This is a genomic window from Lysobacter arseniciresistens ZS79, from assembly GCF_000768335.1.
Taxonomy (GTDB): Bacteria; Pseudomonadota; Gammaproteobacteria; order Xanthomonadales; family Xanthomonadaceae; genus Novilysobacter; species Novilysobacter arseniciresistens.
This window is the reverse complement of sequence record NZ_AVPT01000003.1, coordinates 1-18,679: the sequence shown is the minus strand read 5'-3', so window position 1 is coordinate 18,679 and position 18,679 is coordinate 1. Positions and strand designations below refer to the sequence as shown.

Here is an 18,679-nt window from a genome sequence, read left to right as displayed (position 1 = left end):
TCCTTCGGGCGGACAAGCTCCGCACCTTAACCGGATTCGGCGGCCGGACGCAGCCCGGCCGCCGCCGCCTCAGGCGTGGCCGCCCGCCTCGGGGGTGTCGGCCTCCAGCCGGTCCAGCTCGTTGCCGACCGCGTGCGGGGAGCGGGTGAACCGCGCCAGCAGCACGTAGAACGCCGGCACCACGAACAGCGACAGCAGGGTCGAGAACGCCACGCCGGAGATCACCACAACGCCGATGGTCGCGCGGCTGGCCGAGCCCGGGCCGCCGGCGAGCACCAGCGGCAGCGCGCCGAACGCGGTCGCGACCGAGGTCATCAGGATCGGCCGCAACCGCACCCCGGCCGACTCGACGATGGCCTGGGCGATGTCACGGCCCTCGTCGCGCAGCTGGTTGGCGAACTCGACGATCAGGATGCCGTTCTTGGCCGCCAGCCCGACCAGCATGACGATGCCGATCTGGCTGAACAGGTTGAGCGTGCCACCGGTGGCGGCGAGCCCGACCAGCGCGCCGAACACCGCCAGCGGCACCGTCAGCATGATCACGAACGGATGGATGAAGCTCTCGAACTGCGCCGCCAGCACCAGGAACACCACCAGCAGCGCCAGGGTGAAGGTCAGCAGCACCGCGCCGCCGGCCTTCTGGAACTCGCGCGACTCGCCCTTCCAGTCGATCTGGGCGTACTCCGGCAGCTCCTCGCGGGCGGTCGCCTCGAGGAACTCCAGCGCCTCGCCCATGCTGTAGCCCGGCGTCAGGCCGGCGGTGATCGTGATCGCGCGCAGGCGGTTGAAGCGGTTGAGACTGCCGGCCTCGGCCAGCTCGCTGAGGGTCACGAGGTTGGACAGCGGCACCAGCTCGCCGCTGCGCGCGCGCACCTGGATCGCGGCGAGGTCGGCCGGGTCGGCGCGGTCGGCGCGGTCGGCCTGCACGATCACGTCGTACTCCTCGCCGTCCTGCACGAAGGTGGTGACGCGGCGGCTGCCCATCATCGTCTCCAGCGCCTGGCCGATGCTCGCGACGCTGACGCCGAGGTCGGCGGCGCGCTGGCGGTCGATCTGCACGCGCATCTGCGGGCGGGTTTCCTTGTAGTCGGAGTCGACCGAGAAGAACCCGGGGTTCTCCTCCATGCGCTGCATCATGGTGTCGCGCCAGCCGGCGATCTCGCTGTACTCCGGGCCGCCGAGCACGATCTGGATCGGCTGGCCGCGACCGCCGACCAGGCCGCCACCGACGCGCGGCTGCGCGCGCACGCCGGGCAGCACCGACAGCTCGCGGCGCAGCTCCTCGGCGACCTCGGCGGTGCTGCGTTCGCGCTCGTCCCAGTCCTGCAGGAACACGATCACGTTGCCGGTGTGCATCTCCTCGCTCGCGCCCCAGCCGCCCGGCACGCGGGTGTTGTAGCGGCGGATCGCACTGTCCCCGCCGGTGTTTTGGGCGAAGATCTTCTCGACCTGCTGCATCTGGCCGACGGTGTAGTCGAAGCCCGCGCCCTCCGGCCCGGTCACCGAGACGAAGAAGTTGCCGCGGTCCTCGGCCGGCGCCAGCTCCGACGGCACGAACCTGATCAGCCCATAGCTCAGCGCGACGGCGCCCAGCATCACCAGCGCCAGCAGCCAGCGCTTGCCGACGTTGCGCCGCAGCCAGCCCTGGTAGCCGCTGGACAGGTCGTTGAGGCGCCGGTTGATCCACAGGTTGAGGCGGTTGGACTTCTCCTCGTTGTGCGGCCGCACCAGCTTGGACGACATCATCGGCGTCAGCGTCAGCGCGACGAACGCCGACAGAGCCACCGCGCCCGCCAGCGCCACCGACAGCTCGCGGAACAGCCGGCCGGTATTGCCCTCCATGAAGCCGACCGGCAGGAACACCGCGACCAGCACGGTGGTGGTCGCGATCACCGCGAACGCGACCTGCTTCGTCCCGCGCGAGGCGGCGACGAGTTTCGGCTCGCCGAGGTCGGCGCGGCGCTGGATGTTCTCCAGCACCACGATCGCGTCGTCGACCACCAGCCCGATCGCCAGCACCAGCGCCAGCAACGTCAGCAGGTTGATCGAGTAGCCGAACAGGTACAGCGGGATGAACGCGGCCACCAGGCACACCGGCACCGTCACCGCCGGGATCAGCGCCGCACGGAAGCTGCCCAGGAACGCCCAGATCACCAGCAGCACCAGCGCCATCGCCTCGCCCAGCGTCCAGTACACGCGCTTGATCGAGGCGTCGATGAACACCGTGTCGTCGTAGGCGACGAAGATGTCGGTGCCCTCCGGCAGGGTCTTCTGGATCTCCTCGGCCTGCGCGCGCGCGGCCTTCACCACGTCCAGCGCGTTGGCGGTGGAGGTCTTGACGATGCCGAGGCCGACGTTGGTCTCGCCGTTGCTCTTGTAGTACGCGCGGCGCTCGGCCGAGGCCAGCTCGACCCGGGCGATGTCGCCCACCCGCACGACGTAGCCGTCGGCGCCCTCCTTCACCGGGATCTGCGCGAACTGCGCCGGCTCCTGGTACTGGCGCGCCACGCGCAGGGTGAAGTCGCGGTCGGCCGACTCGATCCGGCCGGCCGGCAGCTCGACGTTCTCGGTGCGCAGCGCCGCCTCGACGTCGGCCGGGGTGATCCCGCGCGCGGCCATCGCCGCGCTGTCGAGCCAGATCCGCATCGCGTAGCGCTGGCGGCCGCCAAGCCGCACCTGTGCCACGCCGTCGAGGCTGGACAGGCGGTCGACGATGTAGCGCTCGGCGTAGTCGGACAGCTGCAGGGTGTCCATCGTGGTCGAGCTCATGTTGAGCCAGACCACGGTGTCCGAATCGCTGTCGGCCTTCTCGACTTCGGGCGCGTCGGCCTCGTCGGGCAGGCGGTCGGCGACGCCGCTGATGGCGTCGCGCACGTCGTTGGCTGCGGCCTCGATGTCGCGCTCGAGGGTGAACTCGAGCGTCACCGCCGCGCGGCCGTTGACGCTGCGCGACTGGATCGTCTCGATGCCCTCGATGCCCGACAGCGCGCTTTCCAGCACCTGGGTCACGCGGGTCTCGACCACCGCGGCGGAGGCGCCGGGATAGTTGACGTCGACCGACACGATCGGCGGGTCGATCGCCGGCAATTCGCGCAGGGTCAGCCGCGAGAACGCCATCACGCCCAGCACCATCAGCAGCAGGCTGACCACGGTGGCGAACACCGGGCGCCGGATCGACAGCTCGGAAATACTCATGTTCAGTCCGCCGGGGGGGTGGCGCCGCGGGCCGGCCTGGCTTCGGCTTCGGTCTCGGCGGCCTCCGGATCACCGTTTTCCGCACCGGCACCGGCACCGGCACCGGCGCCCGTCGGACGAACCTCGATCTTCGCGCCCGGCCGCAGTTTGGCGGTGCCGTCGACCACGATCCGGTCGCCGCTCTGCAGCCCCGACAGCACCTCGGCCAGCCCGCCACGGCGTGCACCGACCTCGATGTTGACGCGCTCGACGGTGTCGTCGTCCTTCACCCGGTACACGAACGAGCTGTTGCCGACCTGCACCACGGCGATCTCCGGCACCAGCAGCGCCTCGCGCTCGGGCCGGATCAGGGTGACCTGCAGCAGCATGCCCGGCCGCAACAGGCCTTCGGCGTTCGGGAAGTCGCCGCGCACGGTCACCGAGCGGGTGGCCGGATCGATCCGCGAATCGACCGTGGCTACGGTGCCGGTGAACTCGCGGCCCGGGTAGGCGGCGCTGGTGGCGGTCAGCGGCCGGCCCGCGGCGAGCTGGGCGATGGCGGTCTCGGGCACGGGGAAGTCGACGTATACGCGGGCGAGGTCGTCGAGGGTCGCAATCGCGGTGCCGGGCGTGACCAGCGAGCCCGGGCTGACCTGGCGCAGGCCGAGCACGCCGGCGAACGGCGCGCGGACCACCCGGTCGCCGAGCTGGGCGCGGATCTGCGCGACCCGGGCGTTGGCGGCGTCGCGGGTGGCACGCTGGCTGTCCAGCATCGCCCGCGCGATGAGCTGCTGCTCGGCGAGGTTGGCCTGGCGCTCGTACAGCCGCGAGGCCTCGTTGGCGGCGGCCTCGGCCTCGGCCAGGGCGGCCCGCTGCTGGCGACCGCTGAGGGTGACCAGCGGCGCCCCGGCGGTGACCACGTCGCCACTGTCGAAGTGGACCTGTTCGACCGTCTCGCTGACCTTGGCCGTGACCGTCACCGACTCGCGCGCCTGCACCGTGCCCAGCGCGCGCAGGGTGTCGTTCCACGGCTGCATCCGGACCACCTCGGTGGTCACGATCTCGGCGCCGCCACCACCGCGCCCGGGTGCCGGGTCGCTGCAGCCGGCCAGGGCCAGTGCGAGGGCGCAGGCCGCGCCGAATCGGGTCATCACTTGCATGCGGGAGGAGTCACGTCGGGGAACCGGGGAGTCTAGTCGCCGGGGGTTAACGGTGGCGTGGGCCGGAGGTTGACAGCCAACCCGGCAAACCCGATCCGGCAAAGTCTGCGCGACCGTGCCGTCGCGACCACGGACGGTTGCAGCGGTGGAACGCCGGCATTGCGCCGGCCGACACGCCACGTCCCGGCACCTGTGGCAGGCTGGAACGCCCCCCCGCACCGGATCCTCCCCATGATCCACGACAGCATCGTCGACACCATCGGCCGCACCCCGGTGGTGCGCCTGCACCGGCTCGCGCCGGCCCACGTCACCCTGTACGCCAAGGTCGAATCGTTCAACCCGGGCGGCTCGGTCAAGGACCGGCTGGCGCTGGCGATCATCCTCGACGCCGAGGCGCGTGGCCTGCTCAAGCCCGGCGACACCGTGGTCGAGGCGACCAGCGGCAACACCGGCGTGGCGCTGGCGATGGTCTGCGCCGCGCGCGGCTACAGGTTCGTCGCGGTGATGACCGAGACCTTCTCGATCGAGCGCCGCAAACTGATGCGCGCCTACGGCGCCAAGGTCATCCTGACCGCAGCCGCCGAGCGCGGCACCGGCATGGTCCGCAAGGCCGAGGAACTGGCGGCCAGGCACGGCTGGTTCCTCGCCCGGCAGTTCCAGAACCCGGCCAATCCGGCGTACCACCGCAACACCACCGGCGCCGAGATCCTGCAGGACTTCGCCGGCCGCCGGCTCGACCACTTCGTCAGCGGCTGGGGCACCGGCGGCACCCTGACCGGGGTCGGCGAGATGCTCAAGCTGGCCCGGCCCGGGGTCCGCATCACCGCCTGCGAACCCGCCGGCGCCTCGCTGCTGGCCGGCAAGGAGTGGCAGCCGCACAGGATCCAGGGCTGGACCCCGGACTTCGTCCCCGAGGTGCTCAACCGCGACGCCGCCGACGCGGTGCTGCCGGTCGACGACGTGCTGGCCCGCGACACCGCCCGCCGGCTGGCGACCGAGGAAGGCATCTTCACCGGCATCTCCGCCGGCGCCACGGTCGCGGCCGCGCTGCAGGTGGCGAAGGACGCCGACGACGGTGCGGTGATCCTGGCGATGCTGCCCGACACCGGCGAGCGCTACCTCAGCACCTTCCTGCTGGAAGGCGTGGAAGAAGGCTCCGACGACGCATGGCTGGCCGGGTTGTCGTAGCGCCGAGTGGGTAGTGAGCACGCCCCGCGGAACGTCCTCGCGTCCGTAGGAGCGACGTGGGTCGCGACCTGTACAGGGTCCCGGGCGTTCGGCGGGTCGCGACTCACGTCGCTCCTACAGGGGAACCATCGCGGGGCGCTCTGCCAAAAAAAAACGCCGGCGCGAAGCCGGCGTTTTCTGTTCCGGACGGAACCGGAGGCTTACGCCTTCCACTGCCCCAGCGCCGCCAGGCCGTTGTCCCGCGCGCGGGCGAACACGGTCTCCTGCGCCTTGCCGACGTTGCCGACCAGGTCCTGCGACCACAGCTTCAGCGCCGCCGACTGCATCGCGCGGCCGTAGGAGAAGCTCAGCGGCCACGGGTTCGGGCCCATGCGGTTCATCGCGTCCAGGTGCGCGGTCGCGTCCTCGTCGGACTGGCCGCCCGACAGGAACACGATGCCCGGCAGGGTCGCCGGCACGGTCGACTTCAGGCACTGCAGGGTCGCCGCGGCGACTTCCTCGACGCTGGCCTTCTCGCCGCTGGTGGTGCCCGGCAGGACCATCGAGGCCTTCAGGATGGTGCCTTCCAGCATCACGTTCTGCTCGTACAGCGACGCGAACAGCGAACGCAGCGTCACCTCGGTGACCTGGAAGCACTCGTCGATGTCGTGGCCGCCGTCCATGATCACTTCCGGCTCGACCATCGGCACCAGGCCCTGCTCCTGGCACAGCGCGGCGTAACGGGCCAGCGCGTGGGCATTGGCGTCGATGCAGGCGCCGGACGGGATCGTCTCGCCGATGTTGATCACCGCGCGCCACTTGGCGAAGCGGGCGCCGAGCCTGTAGTACTCCTCCAGGCGTGCGCGCAGGCCGTCCAGGCCCTCGGTCACCACCTCGCCCGGGAAGCCGGCCAGGGCGTGGGTGCCCTTGTCGACCTTGATGCCCGGGATGATGCCGTTGTCGGTCATGACCCTGGTGAACGGCACGCCGTCCCTGGTCGACTGGCGCAGGGTCTCGTCGAACAGGATCGCGCCGGAAATGTGCTCGCCCAGCTTCGGCGTGGTCAGCAGCATCTCCCGGTAGGCGCGGCGGTTCTCCTCCGTGCACTCGATGCCGACGCCATCGAAACGCTTCTTGATGGTGGCGTTGGACTCGTCGATCGCGATGATGCCCTTGCCCGGGGCGACCATCGCCAGGGCGGTTTCGGCAAGCTGTTCGATGCTCATTTCGTGGACGTCCTGCGGGAGCGGTGGGAAACCCGGGATTATAGCCTTGAAGCCGCTTCTGGTTCCCCAGAGTCACCTGGCATCCGTCGCTCCAGTTCTTCCGTAGACAACGACTCACATGGGGGCGCCGAGCCGCCTCCGATCGCGAAATCCACGGGCACCTGCTGGAACTCCGGTAGCCGCTGCAAGTTGACGGGGCTGGGTACGTGTGTCCATTCGGTGGCTGCGACGAGGCTGGCATTTTCGAATGCCTCCCGCATTGAGCGCGAACCCGGTCCGGACAGGCGGGACCGGATCACCTTGAATAGCCCCGGATGGCCATCACTGCCAACAACGAAGCCAACCACCACGCACGCGCTGTACCCGGCCGACAGCGCGGCCGCAGGGTATCGGGGAGGTTCTCGCGTCACCCCTAACCATAAAGGCACCGCATCGTCGTCGTGCAACGCCACCTTGCCGTCATGGAGCGCGACAGCTTTTTCCACCGGGATCGCATTACGCTGCGTCCACGCGTGGAGGTCGTCCACCCGGCATGCGTCGCGCAGCGGTGCGGCCTGTGCGTCGATCCCAAGCACCACTCGATCCTCCACGCCAGCACCGAAACCCACGACATGGGTGACAAAATCCGTGGTCCGCCGCCCAGGCCCGACGTGGCGATGCCGCCACCCCTTGGCGGCTTCCACGGCCGCCTCGGAGAAGCGTTTGCGCGCCGTCTCGTCCACCCTGCCGTTGAAAGCGCCCTGCAGCACCATCGGGTGCGCGGTCCGCCCGTCTTCCAGCACAGCCATGGCAAGTGCGACGCAGCCGATACCGTTGGCGTCGATGCCGGCCGGGAGCGGCGGCAATATCGGGCTTTCCAGCTCCCAGGCGACATCCGGCCCGTCGGCCCGGGCAATTCCGCAAGCGTTCGCAAGAAGCAGCAACAGCGCGGCGGCTACTGCAACTGGTCGAGTATCCATCCCTGTGCCCTGCGCACGATTGTCCCCGAGCGGACTTTACAGCTCGCCCAACCCCTCGGCCATGCCGCCGGCGCCGACCTGCAGCAGGCGCAGGACGTTGGTGGCGCCGTGCTGCTCCATGTGGTCGCCGCTGGTGACGATCACGCGCTCGCCCTCGGCCAGCTGGCCGGCGTCGAACAACTGCCGGATCGCGTTGCGGACGGCGTCGCGGGTGGCGAGGCCGCGGCTGTCGAAGTCCACCGGGGTGACGCTGCGCATCAGCGCCATCTTGCGGCGCGCACCGGCGTGGCGCGACAGGCCAAACACCGGCGCCGGCGAGCGGAAGCGCGACAGGAACCGCGCGGTGCCGCCGGACTCGGTCATCGCCACGATCGCACGCACGCCGATGTGCTCGGACAGGAACATCGCCGCCATCGCGATGGCCTGGTCGGCGCGCTGCAGGTTGCGTGGGGCGGCCTCGAAATCGGTGTCGTGGTCGAACTGGCGCTCGGCGCCAAGGCAGATCCGCGACATCGCCTCGACCGCCTTGACCGGGTAGCGGCCGGCCGCGGTCTCGGCCGACAGCATCACCGCGTCGGTGCCGTCGATCACCGCATTGGCGACGTCGAGCACCTCGGCGCGGGTCGGCATCGGGCTGTCGACCATCGACTGCAGCATCTGGGTGGCGGTGATGACCACGCGGTTGCGGGCCAGCGCCTCGCGGATGATCTTCTTCTGCAGGCCGGGCAGCTCGGCGTCGCCGATCTCCACGCCCAGGTCGCCGCGGGCGACCATCACCACGTCGCTGGCCTCGACGATCTCGGCGAGGTTCTCGATCGCCTCGGCGCGCTCGATCTTGGATACCAGGGCGGCATCGCTGCCGGCCTCGCGGGCGATCCGGCGCGCCTCGTCCATGTCGGCGGCGGTGCGGCAGAACGACACCGCGATGAAGTCGGCCCCCAGTTGCGCGGCGACCCCGATCAGTTCGCGGTCGCGCTCGGTCAGCGCGCCCAGCGACAACCCGCCGCCGAGCTTGTTGAGCCCCTTGCGGTCGGACAGCTCGCCGTCGTTGAGGACGCGGGTGACGATGCGCTCGCCTTCGACCGACTCGACCTGCAGCTGCATCATGCCGTCGTCGAGCAACAGCACGTCGCCGGGCGCGACATCACCGGGCAGGCCGAGGTAGCTGACGCCGACCTCGCTGGTCGAACCCTGCGGCGCGTTGTCACTCGCGACCAGGTCGAAGCGCTCGCCCGACTTGAGTTGCACCTTGCCGCCGGCGAAGCGCTCGATCCGGATCTTCGGGCCCGGCAGGTCGGCGAGGATGCCGACCTCCCGCCCGACCCGGCGCGCCGACGCGCGCACCGCCTCGGCCCGTGCGATCTGCGAGGCCGGATCGCCGTGCGAGAAGTTGAGCCGGACCACGTCGACCCCGGCCGCCAGCAGTGCGTCGAGCACGCCCGGCGCGTCGGTTGCGGGGCCGAGGGTGGCGAGGATGCGGGTGCGGCGCGCGGTCATGGGCGTGGCAGACTCTTGAGGTTGCCGCGAAGCTAGCACAGCCCGCACGCCCCCCGGGTTGCATACGAATGCAGGATTCCGACGCCGCCACGTCCGCTCCCCCGGTCGACGACCTGCCGGTCATCGAGACCGCGCGCCTGCGCCTGCGCGGGCACCGCCAGGACGACCTCAATGCGTACTTCCAACTGCATGCCGACCCGGCGGTGATGCGCTACTGGAGCTGGCCGGCGTGGACATCCGTCGAGCAGGCGCAGGACCGGCTGTCGCAGGTGATCGGCCAGCGCGGTGCGAACCGGGTGCTGTGCTGGGCGATCGCCGACCAGGGCGACGACCGCCTGCTCGGCAGCATCGTGCTGTTCGCGATCAACCGCGAGCAGGGGCGCGCGGAGACCGGTTACGCGTTGTCGTCCAGCCACTGGGGCCGTGGCCTCGCGCAAGAGGCGATGGCGCCGGTGCTGCGGCACGCGTTCGACGTGCTCGGGCTGCGCCGGATCGAGGCCGACATCGACCCGCGCAACGCGGGCTCATGTCGGCTGGTGGAGCGGATGGGCTTCGTCCGCGAGGGCCTGCTGCGCGAGCGCTGGTGCGTGGCCGGGGAAGTCAGTGACTCCGCCATGTATGGCCTGCTGGCGGCCGACTGGCGGGTGCGGGCGCGGTAAGCCCTCCGCCCGCGTATACGAGATCGGTCCGCGTCCGTAGGAGCGACGTGAGTCGCGACCTGTACATCGCCTCCGGCGTTCGGCGGGTCGCGACTCACGTCGCTCCTACACCGGAACCAAAGCCGACGCGGAACCCGCTCAGCCGCGCGCGGCCAGCGCCGCGACCGCCGGAAGCTCCTTGCCTTCCAGGAACTCAAGGAACGCGCCGCCGCCGGTGGAGATGTACGACACGCCGTCCTCGATACCGTACTTGTCGACCGCGGCCAGGGTGTCGCCGCCACCGGCAATCGAGAACGCGTTCGACGCCGCGATCGCGCGGGCCAGCGCCTCGGTGCCCTTGCCGAAGGCGTCGAACTCGAACACACCGACCGGGCCGTTCCACACCACCGTGCCGGCCCGCCCGATCATCGCGGCATAGCGCGCGGCGGTGTCCGGGCCGATGTCGAGGATCATGTCGTCGGCACCGACCGCGTCGACCGGCTTGACCGTCGCCGGCGCGTCGGCGGCGAACGCCGGCGCCACCACCACGTCGGTCGGCACCGGGATGTCGGCGCCGCGGGCCTTCGCGTCGGCCATGATCTTCTTCGCCGTGTCGACCAGGTCGGTCTCGACCAGCGACTTGCCGACCCCGTGCCCCATCGCCGCGATGAAGGTGTTGGCGATGCCGCCGCCGACGATCAGCTGGTCCACCTTCGACACCAGCGACGACAGCAGTTCAAGCTTGGTGCTGACCTTGGAACCGGCGACGATCGCCAACAGCGGCCGCGCCGGGTTGTCGAGCGCCTTGCCGAGCGCGTCGAGCTCCGCCATCAGCAGCGGGCCGCCGGCGGCGACCTTGGCGTGGCGGATCACGCCGTGGGTGGACGCCTGCGCCCGGTGCGCGGTGCCGAAGGCGTCCATGACGAACACGTCGCACAGCGCCGCGTAGGCCTTCGACAACGCCTCGTCGTCCTTCTTCTCGCCGACGTTCATGCGGCAGTTCTCGAGCAGCACCAGCTGGCCCGGCTCGACCGGCACGCCGCCGACCCAGTCACGCACCAGCGGCACCTCGATGCCGAGCAGTTCCGACAGCCGCGCGGCGACCGGCGCGAGCGAGTCCTCGGAGCGCCACTCGCCCTCGGTCGGGCGGCCGCGGTGCGACATCACCATCACCGCCGCGCCCTTCTCCAGCGCCAGCTTCAGCGTCGGCAGGGCCGCGGTGATGCGCTGTTCGGAGGTGATCCGGCCGTCCGCGTCGATCGGCACGTTCAGGTCCTCGCGGATCAGCACGCGCTTGCCGGTGAGGTCGAGGTCGGTCATGCGGAGGATGGTCATGGGCGCTTCCGTGGTGTGGGGGCACGCGTGGAGGTGGCGTGCGGTCAGCCCGGTATTGTCGGATGGGGGGATGGGTTGGGCAAACGTCCAAAAAGCGGCGTTCGATGGGCGGGGGCGCGGTGCCGCCGCAAGTCGCTCCCCGATACTCGCTTGGTTGCGACGGCACCGCGCCCCCGCTCCCCACGGTCCGGCGAACCGGGAGGAGATCAAAAGCGAAGAAGATCGTCCGCCCGTGGCGCTCTCGCTTTTGCCGTTGCTCTCCCCCAGGCTCCGGCGCAGCTCGGCGAGCGCCTGCCGGGTGGCTTGGACACCAAGCGAGTATCGGGGAGCGACTGTCCAGGCTACCCGGCAGGCGCCTTCCGCAACCCACCAGCCGCTTTTGCCTTTAGACACGCCCACCACAATATCTAGCGTTGACATATCCAACAAGCGCGATATGTTGTGTCACGTCGGTGCCGGCCTCGCGGTCGGCTGAAAAGGGAAGCCGGTGCGGACACCTCAGTCCAATGCCGGCGCTGCCCCGCAGCGGTAGTGGAAACGAAAGCCGTCTTGGCACTGGGTACGCCCCGGGAAGCGACGGCCGGTAGGAGGACAGCAGACTGTCCGCGTCCAGAGCCCGAAGACCTGCCGACAGCCGCGCGAAGCACACCGCGCGGTGACCGGCCACGGAGTCTTCGGGGGAAGACGGTCGGTGTCGCGCCCGGGTCTCCGCCCGGCAGGCGATGGCAGGCCTTCGGCCGCTGTCGCCGGACCGGCCGATGCCGGTTGCGTGGCACCCCGGTTCCCGACGATCCGACTCCACGCCCGCGGGGGCGTGGCCGCAGCGTGCCTCGTCGCCGACCGGCGGCGCGGCCGGTGCGTCGCGTTCCCCGTGCGTCGCCCCGCGAGGGAGGAGCGGCGGCCCGTGCGCCATGCACCGGAGTCACCCATGACCAGCCACGCCGCCGACGCCACCCCGGCCATCGACGCCATCGAACCCGAAGCCGTGCCCGCACACGCCCGGGCGGAAACGCCGGAGCCTGCCGACACCCGCAACGGCAGCTTCAACCTCACCCCGCCCGCCGGCGCGCTCGGCATGGGCGTGACCAAGCGCAACGGCGCGCACGAGCCGGTCGACCTCAACAAGATCGTCCGCGCCATCGGCCGCTGCTGCGACGGCCTGCACGCGGTCGACCCGATGCGTGTCGCCACCCGCACCATCTCCGGCCTGTACGACGGCGCGACCACGCGCGAGCTCGACGAACTGTCGATCCGCACCGCCGCGCTGCTGACCGCCGAGGAACCCGAGTACGGCCGCCTCGCCGCGCGGCTGCTGGCCGGGGTGATCGGCAAGGAGGTCGCCGCGCTCGACATCAACGCGTTCTCGCAGTCGGTCCAGCGCGGGCACGAGCTGGGGCTGGTCAACGAGCGCCTGCTCGGCTTCGTGCAGGCCAACGCGCGCAAGCTCAACGACGCGATCGACAACGACCTCGACCGCGGCTTCGACTACTTCGGCCTGCGCACGCTGTACGACCGCTACCTGCTGCGCCACCCGACCGCGCGCACCGTCATCGAGACCCCGCAGCAGTTCTTCCTGCGCGTGGCCTGCGCACTGAGCGAGGACGTCGGCGAAGCGATCGCGCTGTACCAGACGATGGCGCGGCTGGACTACATTCCGTCGTCGCCGACGCTGTTCAACGCCGGCACCACCCACGAGCAGCTGTCGTCGTGCTTCCTGCTCGACTCGCCCGAGGACTCGCTGGAAGGCATCTACCGGCGCTACATGGACGTGGCCAAGCTGTCCAAGTTCAGCGGCGGCATCGGCCTGAGCTACACCCGCGTGCGCTCGCGCGGCTCGCTGATCCGCAGCACCAACGGCCTGTCCAACGGCATCGTGCCGTGGCTGAAGACGCTCGACGCCTCGGTCGCCGCGGTCAACCAGGGCGGCAAGCGCAAGGGCGCGGCCTGCGTCTACCTGGAGCCGTGGCATGCCGACGTCGAGGAGTTTTTGGAACTGCGCGACAACACCGGCGACGAGGCGCGGCGCACCCACAACCTCAACCTCGCCAACTGGATCCCGGACGAGTTCATGCGCCGGGTCGAGGCCGACGCGCCGTGGTCGCTGTTCGACCCGCGCAAGGTGCCGGAGCTGACCGACCTGTGGGGCGAGGCGTTCGACCGTGCCTACCGCGCCGCCGAGGCCGCCGGGCTGGCCAGCCACACGGTCAAGGCGCGCGAGCTGTACGCGCGGATGATGCGCACGCTGGCCCAGACCGGCAACGGCTGGATGAACTTCAAGGACAAGAGCAACCGCGCCTGCAACCAGACCGCGCGCGAGGGCAACGTGGTGCACCTGTCCAACCTGTGCACCGAGATCATCGAGGTGACCTCCGCCGGCGAGACCGCGGTGTGCAACCTCGGCTCGATCAACCTGTCGCACCACGTCGAGTGTTTCGACGAACCGCTGCACGGCCGGACCGGACGCTTCGATTTCGGGAAGCTCGCCGAAACGGTGCGCCAGGCGGTGCGCCAGGTCGACCGAGTGATCGACCTGAACTTCTACCCGATCGACAGCGCGCGCGATGGCAACCTGCGCTGGCGGCCGGTCGGGCTCGGCGCGATGGGCCTGCAGGACGTGTTCTTCAAGCTGCGGCTGGCGTTCGACTCGGAGGAGGCCCGTGGCCTGTCGCAACGGATCGCCGAGGAAATCTACTTCCACGCGCTGGACGCCTCGTGCGAACTGGCGATGGAGCGCGGCCGGCATCCGGCGTTCACCGACACCCGCGCCGCCGCGGGCGAGCTTCAGTTCGACGCGTGGGGCGTGGAACCGGCCGAGCGCGAGCGCTGGGACGCGCTGCGTGCGCGCATCCGCGAACACGGCCTGCGCAATTCATTGCTGGTCGCGATCGCGCCGACCGCGACGATCGCCTCGATCGCCGGCTGCTACGAATGCATCGAGCCGCAGGTGTCCAACCTGTTCAAGCGCGAGACGCTGTCGGGCGACTTCATCGTGGTCAACCGCTACCTGGTCGGGGAGCTGAAGACGCTCGGCCTGTGGACGCCGGAGCTGCGCGATGCGATCAAGCTGGCCGAGGGCTCGGTACAGGGCATCGCCGCGATTCCCGAATCGCTGCGCGCGATCTACCGCACCGCGTGGGAGCTGCCGATGCGCTCGCTGATCGACATGGCCGCCGAGCGCGGCGCGTTCATCGACCAGAGCCAGTCGCTGAACCTGTTCATCGAGAGCCCGAACATCGGCCAGCTGTCGTCGATGTACATGCACGCGTGGAAGCGCGGGTTGAAGACGACCTACTACCTGCGCTCGCGCCCCGCGACGCGGATCGCCAAGTCGACGGTGAGCGCGGGGGCGGTGCAGGCGCCGGTATCGGAACGCGATGCGGTGGCGTGCTCGCTGGAGAACCCGGAGAGCTGCGAGGCCTGCCAGTAGCCATATGCCGCCAGCCAACGGCGCGGATCCTGATGTCGCTTCGTTGTAGGAGCGACGTAAGTCGCGACCCGCCGACCTTCCAGTTCTCTGCGCGTTCGCCACTTACGTCGCTCCTACATATGGAGCCATCGCGATCGCACCCGACCAAGGACACCCACCATGCACACCCACCTGCTCGACCCCGGCTTCGACCTCACCCTGAGGCCGATGCGCTACCCGAAGTTCTACGACATGTACCGCGACGCGATCCGCAACACCTGGACCGTCGAGGAGGTCGACTTCTCGCTCGACGTCAACGACCTCAAGCACAAGCTCGGACGGGCCGAGCGCCACCTAGTCGAGCGCCTCGTCGCGTTCTTCGCCACCGGCGACTCGATCGTCGCCAACAACCTCGTGCTCAACCTGTACCAGCACATCAACGCCCCCGAGGCGCGCATGTACCTGTCGCGGCAGTTGTACGAGGAGGCGCTGCACGTGCAGTTCTACCTGACCCTGCTCGACACCTACCTGCCCGATCCGGTCGCGCGGGCCAAGGCGTTCGCCGCGGTCGAGAACATCCCGTCGATCCGCGCCAAGGCGGAGTTCTGCTTCCGCTGGATCGATTCGGTGCAGGAACTCAAGCGCATCGAGACGCGCGAGCAACGGCGGCAGTTCCTGCTCAACCTGGTCTGCTTCGCGGCGTGCATCGAGGGCCTGTTCTTCTTCGCCGCGTTCGCCTACGTCTACTACCTGCGCTCGCGCGGCCTGCTGCACGGGCTGGCGGCCGGCACCAACTGGGTGTTCCGCGACGAGAGTGGGCACATGGCGTTCGCGTTCGAGGTCATCTCGACGATACGCAAGGAGGAGCCGGGGCTGTTCGACGCCGCGTTCGAGGACGACGTGGTGCTGATGCTCAACGAGGCGGTCGACTGCGAGATGCGCTTCGCCGAGGACGTGCTGTCCGGCGGCGTCGCCGGGCTGTCCTTGAAGGACATGCGGCAGTATCTGGAGTACTGCGCGGACCAGCGACTCGGCCAGCTCGGCCTGCCGAAACATTTCGGCGCGAGCAATCCGTTCGGCTTCATGGACCTGCAGGACGTGCAGGAGGTGACCAACTTCTTCGAGCGCCGGGTGTCGGCGTACCAGGTCGGCGTGCAGGGCGAGGTGGCGTTTGATGCCGCGTTCTGAAAGCGCCCCCCTGCCCCTTCGCAGCGCCGCTGAGACGCGCACGGTCGAGATCGTGTTTCCCGACCACAGCAACCACCTGGGCACGCTGTTCGGCGGCCAGGCGCTGGCGTGGATGGACAAGGCGGCGTTCATCGCCGCCAGCCGGCACGCGCGCTGCACGGTGGTGACCGCGCGCTCGGAACGGATCGACTTCCGCGCCGCGGTATCCACCGGTGCGCTGGTGGAGCTGGTCGCGCGCGTGGTCTCGACCGGGCGCACCTCGATGGAGGTCGAGGTGGAAATGCACTGCGAGGACCTGCACTCCGGCCACGCGCACCTCGCCACGCGCGGCCGCTTTACGATGGTGGCGCTGGACGATGCCGGTCGCCCCGCGCCGGTGCCCGCGCTGCCGGGCTGAGACAGCGCCGCGGCAGCGTCCGGGATCGCCCAGGCCGGGGTGGCGTGCTGCCGCCGGAACGAAGAAGCCCCGCACGTGGCGGGGCTTCCTCGGGTTCGGGAGCGGCAGCGGCCTACTTCGCCGCGACCACCTTGGCCATCTCCAGGCACTTGTTGGAGTAGCCCCATTCGTTGTCATACCAGCTGACCAGCTTGACGAAGTTGTCGTCCAGCGCGATGCCGGCCTCGGCGTCGAACACCGAGGTGCGGGTCTCGCCACGGAAGTCGGTGGCGACCACCTTGTCCTCGGTGTAGCCCAGCACGCCCTTCAGCGCGCCCTCGGACTGCGCCTTCATCTCCGCGCAGATCTCGGCGTAGGTCGCCGGCTTCTCCAGCTCCACCGTCAGGTCGACCACCGACACGTCGCTGGTGGGCACGCGGAAGCTCATGCCGGTCAGCTTGCCGTTGAGGTCCGGCAGCACCTTGCCGACCGCCTTGGCCGCGCCGGTGCTGGACGGGATGATGTTCTCGAGGATGCCGCGGCCGCCGCGCCAGTCCTTGTTGGACGGGCCGTCGACGGTCTTCTGGGTCGCGGTGGCGGCGTGCACGGTGGTCATCAGGCCGCGCTTGATGCCCCACTTGTCGTTGAGCACCTTGGCCACCGGTGCCAGGCAGTTGGTGGTGCACGAAGCGTTGGAGATGATCGCCTCGCCGTTGTACTTCCCGTCATTGACGCCGTAGACGAACATCGGCGTGTCGTCCTTCGACGGTGCCGACAGGATCACCTTCTTCGCGCCCGCGTCGATGTGCTTCTGCGCGCTGGCCTTGTCCAGGAACAGGCCGGTCGACTCGATCACCACGTCGGCGCCGACATCGCCCCACTTCAGGTTGGCCGGGTCGCGCTCCTGGGTCAGGCGGATCTTCCTGCCGTTGACGATGAGGTCGTTGCCCTCGACCGACACGTCGGCGTCGAAACGGCCGTGAACGGAGTCGTACTTCAGCATGTAGGCCAGGTACTCCGGCTCGAGCAGGTCGTTGATGCCGACGATCTCGATGTCGTTGCCGAAGTTCTGCACGGCCGAACGGAACACGTTGCGTCCGATGCGGCCGAAGCCATTGATGCCAACCTTGATCGCCATTACGGAAAGCTCCTGAGCGGGCGGTAGTGGGGGGGGGGGAGTGAAACCCCGTAATTCTAGCCCATCTGCCGCCCCGCGGCCCGCGACGCGAGCTGGCGCAACCCTCCCTTGCCGCCAACGGCCGCCTCACCGGCGCAGCGCGGCGCGGCTATCCTTCCGGACCCAACCCGTGCCGGGACCCGAAGATGGCCATCACCCGCCCGCTACGCCGCCTGCGCATGCTCACCGCCGCTTCTGTCCTCGCCGGCCTGCTGCTGGCGCCCGCGCTCGCGTCCGCGTGGGGGCCGCAGGGCCACCGGCTGGTAGCTGCGCTGGCCTGGGACGAACTGGACCCGCGGGCCCGCGCGCGGGTCGAGCAATTGCTTGCCGGTGAGTCCGATCCGACCCTGCCCGGCATCGCCAACTGGGCCGACGACCTGCGCGGCAACGACCCCGACATCGGCCGCCGCAGTGCGCGCTGGCATTACGTCAACATCGCCGGCCAGGGCTGCCGTTACGACGCCGCCAGTGCCTGCGCCGGTGGCGACTGCGTGGTGGAGGCGATCCGCGCGCAGGCGGCGGTCCTCGGCGACCCGGCCCGGCCGCTCGAAGAACGCCGGCAGGCGCTGAAGTTCGTGGTCCATTTCGTCGGCGACGTGCACCAGCCGATGCACGCCGGTTACGGCCACGACAAGGGCGGCAACGATGTCCAGCTGCGGATGCCCGATGGTCGCGGCGGCAACCTGCACCGGCTGTGGGACAGCGGCCTGCTCAACACCGCGGAACTCGACGATGCGGCCTACCTGGCCCGGTTGCGCGCGTTGCCGCTGGCGGTGCCGGCCGGCACCGGTCCGGCCGACTGGGCCGAGGCCTCCTGCGAGGTGGTGGTGCGACCGGGCGTGTACGTGGCCAGCGGCGCGGCGGTCGACGACGACTACGTGCAGGCCTGGCTTCCGGTGGCCGAAGCCCAGTTGCGGCGCGGCGGCTCGCAGCTGGCGGGGTTGCTCAACCGCGTACTGGGCGGTTGAGCCTTCACGGCCGAATCCTGCATCACGGGTGCGTTCAGTCAGGCGCCGGTCTCGCCGGTTTGACCGTCTGACCGGAACTCGATCGGCACCCGCACCCGGCCAGGAACCTTTTTGCCGTCCTCGACCGCGGGCGAGAACCGCCATTGCATCGCGGCGTCGATCGCGGCCTGGTCGAACACGCCGGCCGGCTCGGATTTCTCGACCTCGACATCCAGCGGACGGCCTTCGGCGTCGATCTCCACGACCAGTACCACGGCGCCCTCGATGCCCTGCTCGATCGCGGCCGCCGGGTAGCGCGGTGGCGGGGTGCGGTTGGCCGGGAGCGCACCGGGCGGCGGCGGAGGCGCGGCCGGGGGAGCGGGCGGCGCCGGCGGTACCGGCACCCCGGCATCGAGCGGTGCGGGCGGG

The 18,679-nt window shown here is 70.1% G+C and carries 14 protein-coding genes and 1 riboswitch; of the genes, 6 read left to right on the top strand and 8 right to left on the bottom strand.

What is annotated here, in order from left to right; all coding sequences use genetic code 11:
• Positions 1-69 precede the first annotated feature (69 nt).
• On the bottom strand, positions 70-3,195 hold the full coding sequence (locus N799_RS02415; protein ID WP_036207369.1) for an efflux RND transporter permease subunit: 3,126 nt from the start codon (positions 3,193-3,195) through the stop codon (positions 70-72).
• Positions 3,196-3,197: 2 nt separating this feature from the next.
• Positions 3,198-4,334 carry an efflux RND transporter periplasmic adaptor subunit gene (locus N799_RS02410; protein ID WP_081974657.1) on the bottom strand — a complete coding sequence of 379 codons (1,137 nt, stop codon included), beginning with the start codon at positions 4,332-4,334 and terminating at the stop codon, positions 3,198-3,200.
• 231 nt (positions 4,335-4,565) lie between these two features.
• On the opposite strand from N799_RS02410, the gene cysK reads away from it, so the two are divergent.
• Positions 4,566-5,522: a cysteine synthase A gene (cysK, locus tag N799_RS02405; protein ID WP_036207366.1), complete on the top strand. Its 957-nt coding sequence runs from the start codon at positions 4,566-4,568 to the stop codon at positions 5,520-5,522.
• A 200-nt stretch (positions 5,523-5,722) separates the two neighbouring features.
• Here cysK and N799_RS02400 read toward each other — a convergent pair whose 3' ends face one another.
• Genes N799_RS02400 through pyk form a run of 3 tightly spaced genes read right to left on the bottom strand, consistent with a single transcriptional unit; the run spans position 5,723 to position 9,183 of the window.
• A complete protein-coding gene (locus N799_RS02400) occupies positions 5,723-6,727 on the bottom strand; it encodes a class I fructose-bisphosphate aldolase (protein ID WP_036207363.1) in 1,005 nt (334 codons plus the stop codon).
• 38 nt (positions 6,728-6,765) lie between these two features.
• The gene (locus tag N799_RS14600) at positions 6,766-7,686 is read right to left on the bottom strand and encodes an energy transducer TonB (protein ID WP_081974656.1); all 921 of its coding nucleotides are present in this window, start codon (positions 7,684-7,686) and stop codon (positions 6,766-6,768) included.
• Between the two features lie 36 nt (positions 7,687-7,722).
• Positions 7,723-9,183: a pyruvate kinase gene (gene pyk / locus N799_RS02395; protein WP_036207362.1), complete on the bottom strand. Its 1,461-nt coding sequence runs from the start codon at positions 9,181-9,183 to the stop codon at positions 7,723-7,725.
• Between the two features lie 68 nt (positions 9,184-9,251).
• Here pyk and N799_RS02390 point away from each other — a divergent pair, with 68 nt between their 5' ends.
• Positions 9,252-9,842 carry a GNAT family N-acetyltransferase gene (locus N799_RS02390; protein WP_052101067.1) on the top strand — a complete coding sequence of 197 codons (591 nt, stop codon included), beginning with the start codon at positions 9,252-9,254 and terminating at the stop codon, positions 9,840-9,842.
• Between the two features lie 138 nt (positions 9,843-9,980).
• Here the strand turns inward: N799_RS02390 and N799_RS02385 are convergent, their stop codons facing one another.
• A complete protein-coding gene (locus tag N799_RS02385; protein ID WP_036207360.1) occupies positions 9,981-11,156 on the bottom strand; it encodes a phosphoglycerate kinase in 1,176 nt (391 codons plus the stop codon).
• Between the two features lie 433 nt (positions 11,157-11,589).
• A riboswitch (cobalamin riboswitch) is annotated at positions 11,590-11,803 on the top strand.
• Positions 11,804-12,231: 428 nt separating this feature from the next.
• Between N799_RS02385 and N799_RS02380 the strand changes: the two genes are divergently transcribed.
• From N799_RS02380 to N799_RS02370, 3 genes are all read left to right on the top strand, one after another.
• Positions 12,232-14,583, top strand: a complete 2,352-nt coding sequence (locus N799_RS02380; RefSeq protein ID WP_036207709.1) for a ribonucleoside-diphosphate reductase subunit alpha — start codon at positions 12,232-12,234, stop codon at positions 14,581-14,583.
• A 159-nt stretch (positions 14,584-14,742) separates the two neighbouring features.
• Positions 14,743-15,750 (top strand): ribonucleotide-diphosphate reductase subunit beta, encoded by a 1,008-nt coding sequence (locus tag N799_RS02375; protein ID WP_036207357.1) that lies wholly within the window; start codon positions 14,743-14,745, stop codon positions 15,748-15,750.
• Positions 15,737-16,147: an acyl-CoA thioesterase gene (locus N799_RS02370; RefSeq protein WP_036207355.1), complete on the top strand. Its 411-nt coding sequence runs from the start codon at positions 15,737-15,739 to the stop codon at positions 16,145-16,147. The genes N799_RS02375 and N799_RS02370 overlap by 14 nt, the downstream gene beginning before the upstream one ends.
• 112 nt (positions 16,148-16,259) lie before the next feature.
• On the opposite strand, the gene gap is transcribed toward N799_RS02370, so the two are convergent.
• Complete coding sequence (gene gap / locus N799_RS02365; RefSeq protein WP_036207353.1) at positions 16,260-17,264, bottom strand: type I glyceraldehyde-3-phosphate dehydrogenase; 1,005 nt, start codon at positions 17,262-17,264, stop codon at positions 16,260-16,262.
• A 185-nt stretch (positions 17,265-17,449) separates the two neighbouring features.
• Here gap and N799_RS02360 point away from each other — a divergent pair, with 185 nt between their 5' ends.
• A complete protein-coding gene (locus tag N799_RS02360; protein ID WP_238978697.1) occupies positions 17,450-18,271 on the top strand; it encodes a S1/P1 nuclease in 822 nt (273 codons plus the stop codon).
• Positions 18,272-18,309: 38 nt separating this feature from the next.
• Here the strand turns inward: N799_RS02360 and N799_RS02355 are convergent.
• A partial coding sequence (locus N799_RS02355; protein WP_152597785.1) for an energy transducer TonB occupies positions 18,310-18,679 on the bottom strand: 370 nt, incomplete at its 5' end.

What these genes read in the sequence shown, in the direction of transcription:
- N799_RS02415 (WP_036207369.1), bottom strand. Translation starts at nt 3,195, where the DNA reads ATGAGTATTTCCGAGCTGTCGATCCGGCGCCCGGTGTTCGCCACCGTG.
- N799_RS02410 (WP_081974657.1), bottom strand. Translation starts at nt 4,334, where the DNA reads ATGCAAGTGATGACCCGATTCGGCGCGGCCTGCGCCCTCGCACTGGCC.
- cysK (WP_036207366.1), top strand. Translation starts at nt 4,566, where the DNA reads ATGATCCACGACAGCATCGTCGACACCATCGGCCGCACCCCGGTGGTG.
- N799_RS02400 (WP_036207363.1), bottom strand. Translation starts at nt 6,727, where the DNA reads ATGAGCATCGAACAGCTTGCCGAAACCGCCCTGGCGATGGTCGCCCCG.
- N799_RS14600 (WP_081974656.1), bottom strand. Translation starts at nt 7,686, where the DNA reads ATGGATACTCGACCAGTTGCAGTAGCCGCCGCGCTGTTGCTGCTTCTT.
- pyk (WP_036207362.1), bottom strand. Translation starts at nt 9,183, where the DNA reads ATGACCGCGCGCCGCACCCGCATCCTCGCCACCCTCGGCCCCGCAACC.
- N799_RS02390 (WP_052101067.1), top strand. Translation starts at nt 9,252, where the DNA reads ATGCAGGATTCCGACGCCGCCACGTCCGCTCCCCCGGTCGACGACCTG.
- N799_RS02385 (WP_036207360.1), bottom strand. Translation starts at nt 11,156, where the DNA reads ATGACCATCCTCCGCATGACCGACCTCGACCTCACCGGCAAGCGCGTG.
- N799_RS02380 (WP_036207709.1), top strand. Translation starts at nt 12,232, where the DNA reads ATGGGCGTGACCAAGCGCAACGGCGCGCACGAGCCGGTCGACCTCAAC.
- N799_RS02375 (WP_036207357.1), top strand. Translation starts at nt 14,743, where the DNA reads ATGCACACCCACCTGCTCGACCCCGGCTTCGACCTCACCCTGAGGCCG.
- N799_RS02370 (WP_036207355.1), top strand. Translation starts at nt 15,737, where the DNA reads ATGCCGCGTTCTGAAAGCGCCCCCCTGCCCCTTCGCAGCGCCGCTGAG.
- gap (WP_036207353.1), bottom strand. Translation starts at nt 17,264, where the DNA reads ATGGCGATCAAGGTTGGCATCAATGGCTTCGGCCGCATCGGACGCAAC.
- N799_RS02360 (WP_238978697.1), top strand. Translation starts at nt 17,450, where the DNA reads ATGGCCATCACCCGCCCGCTACGCCGCCTGCGCATGCTCACCGCCGCT.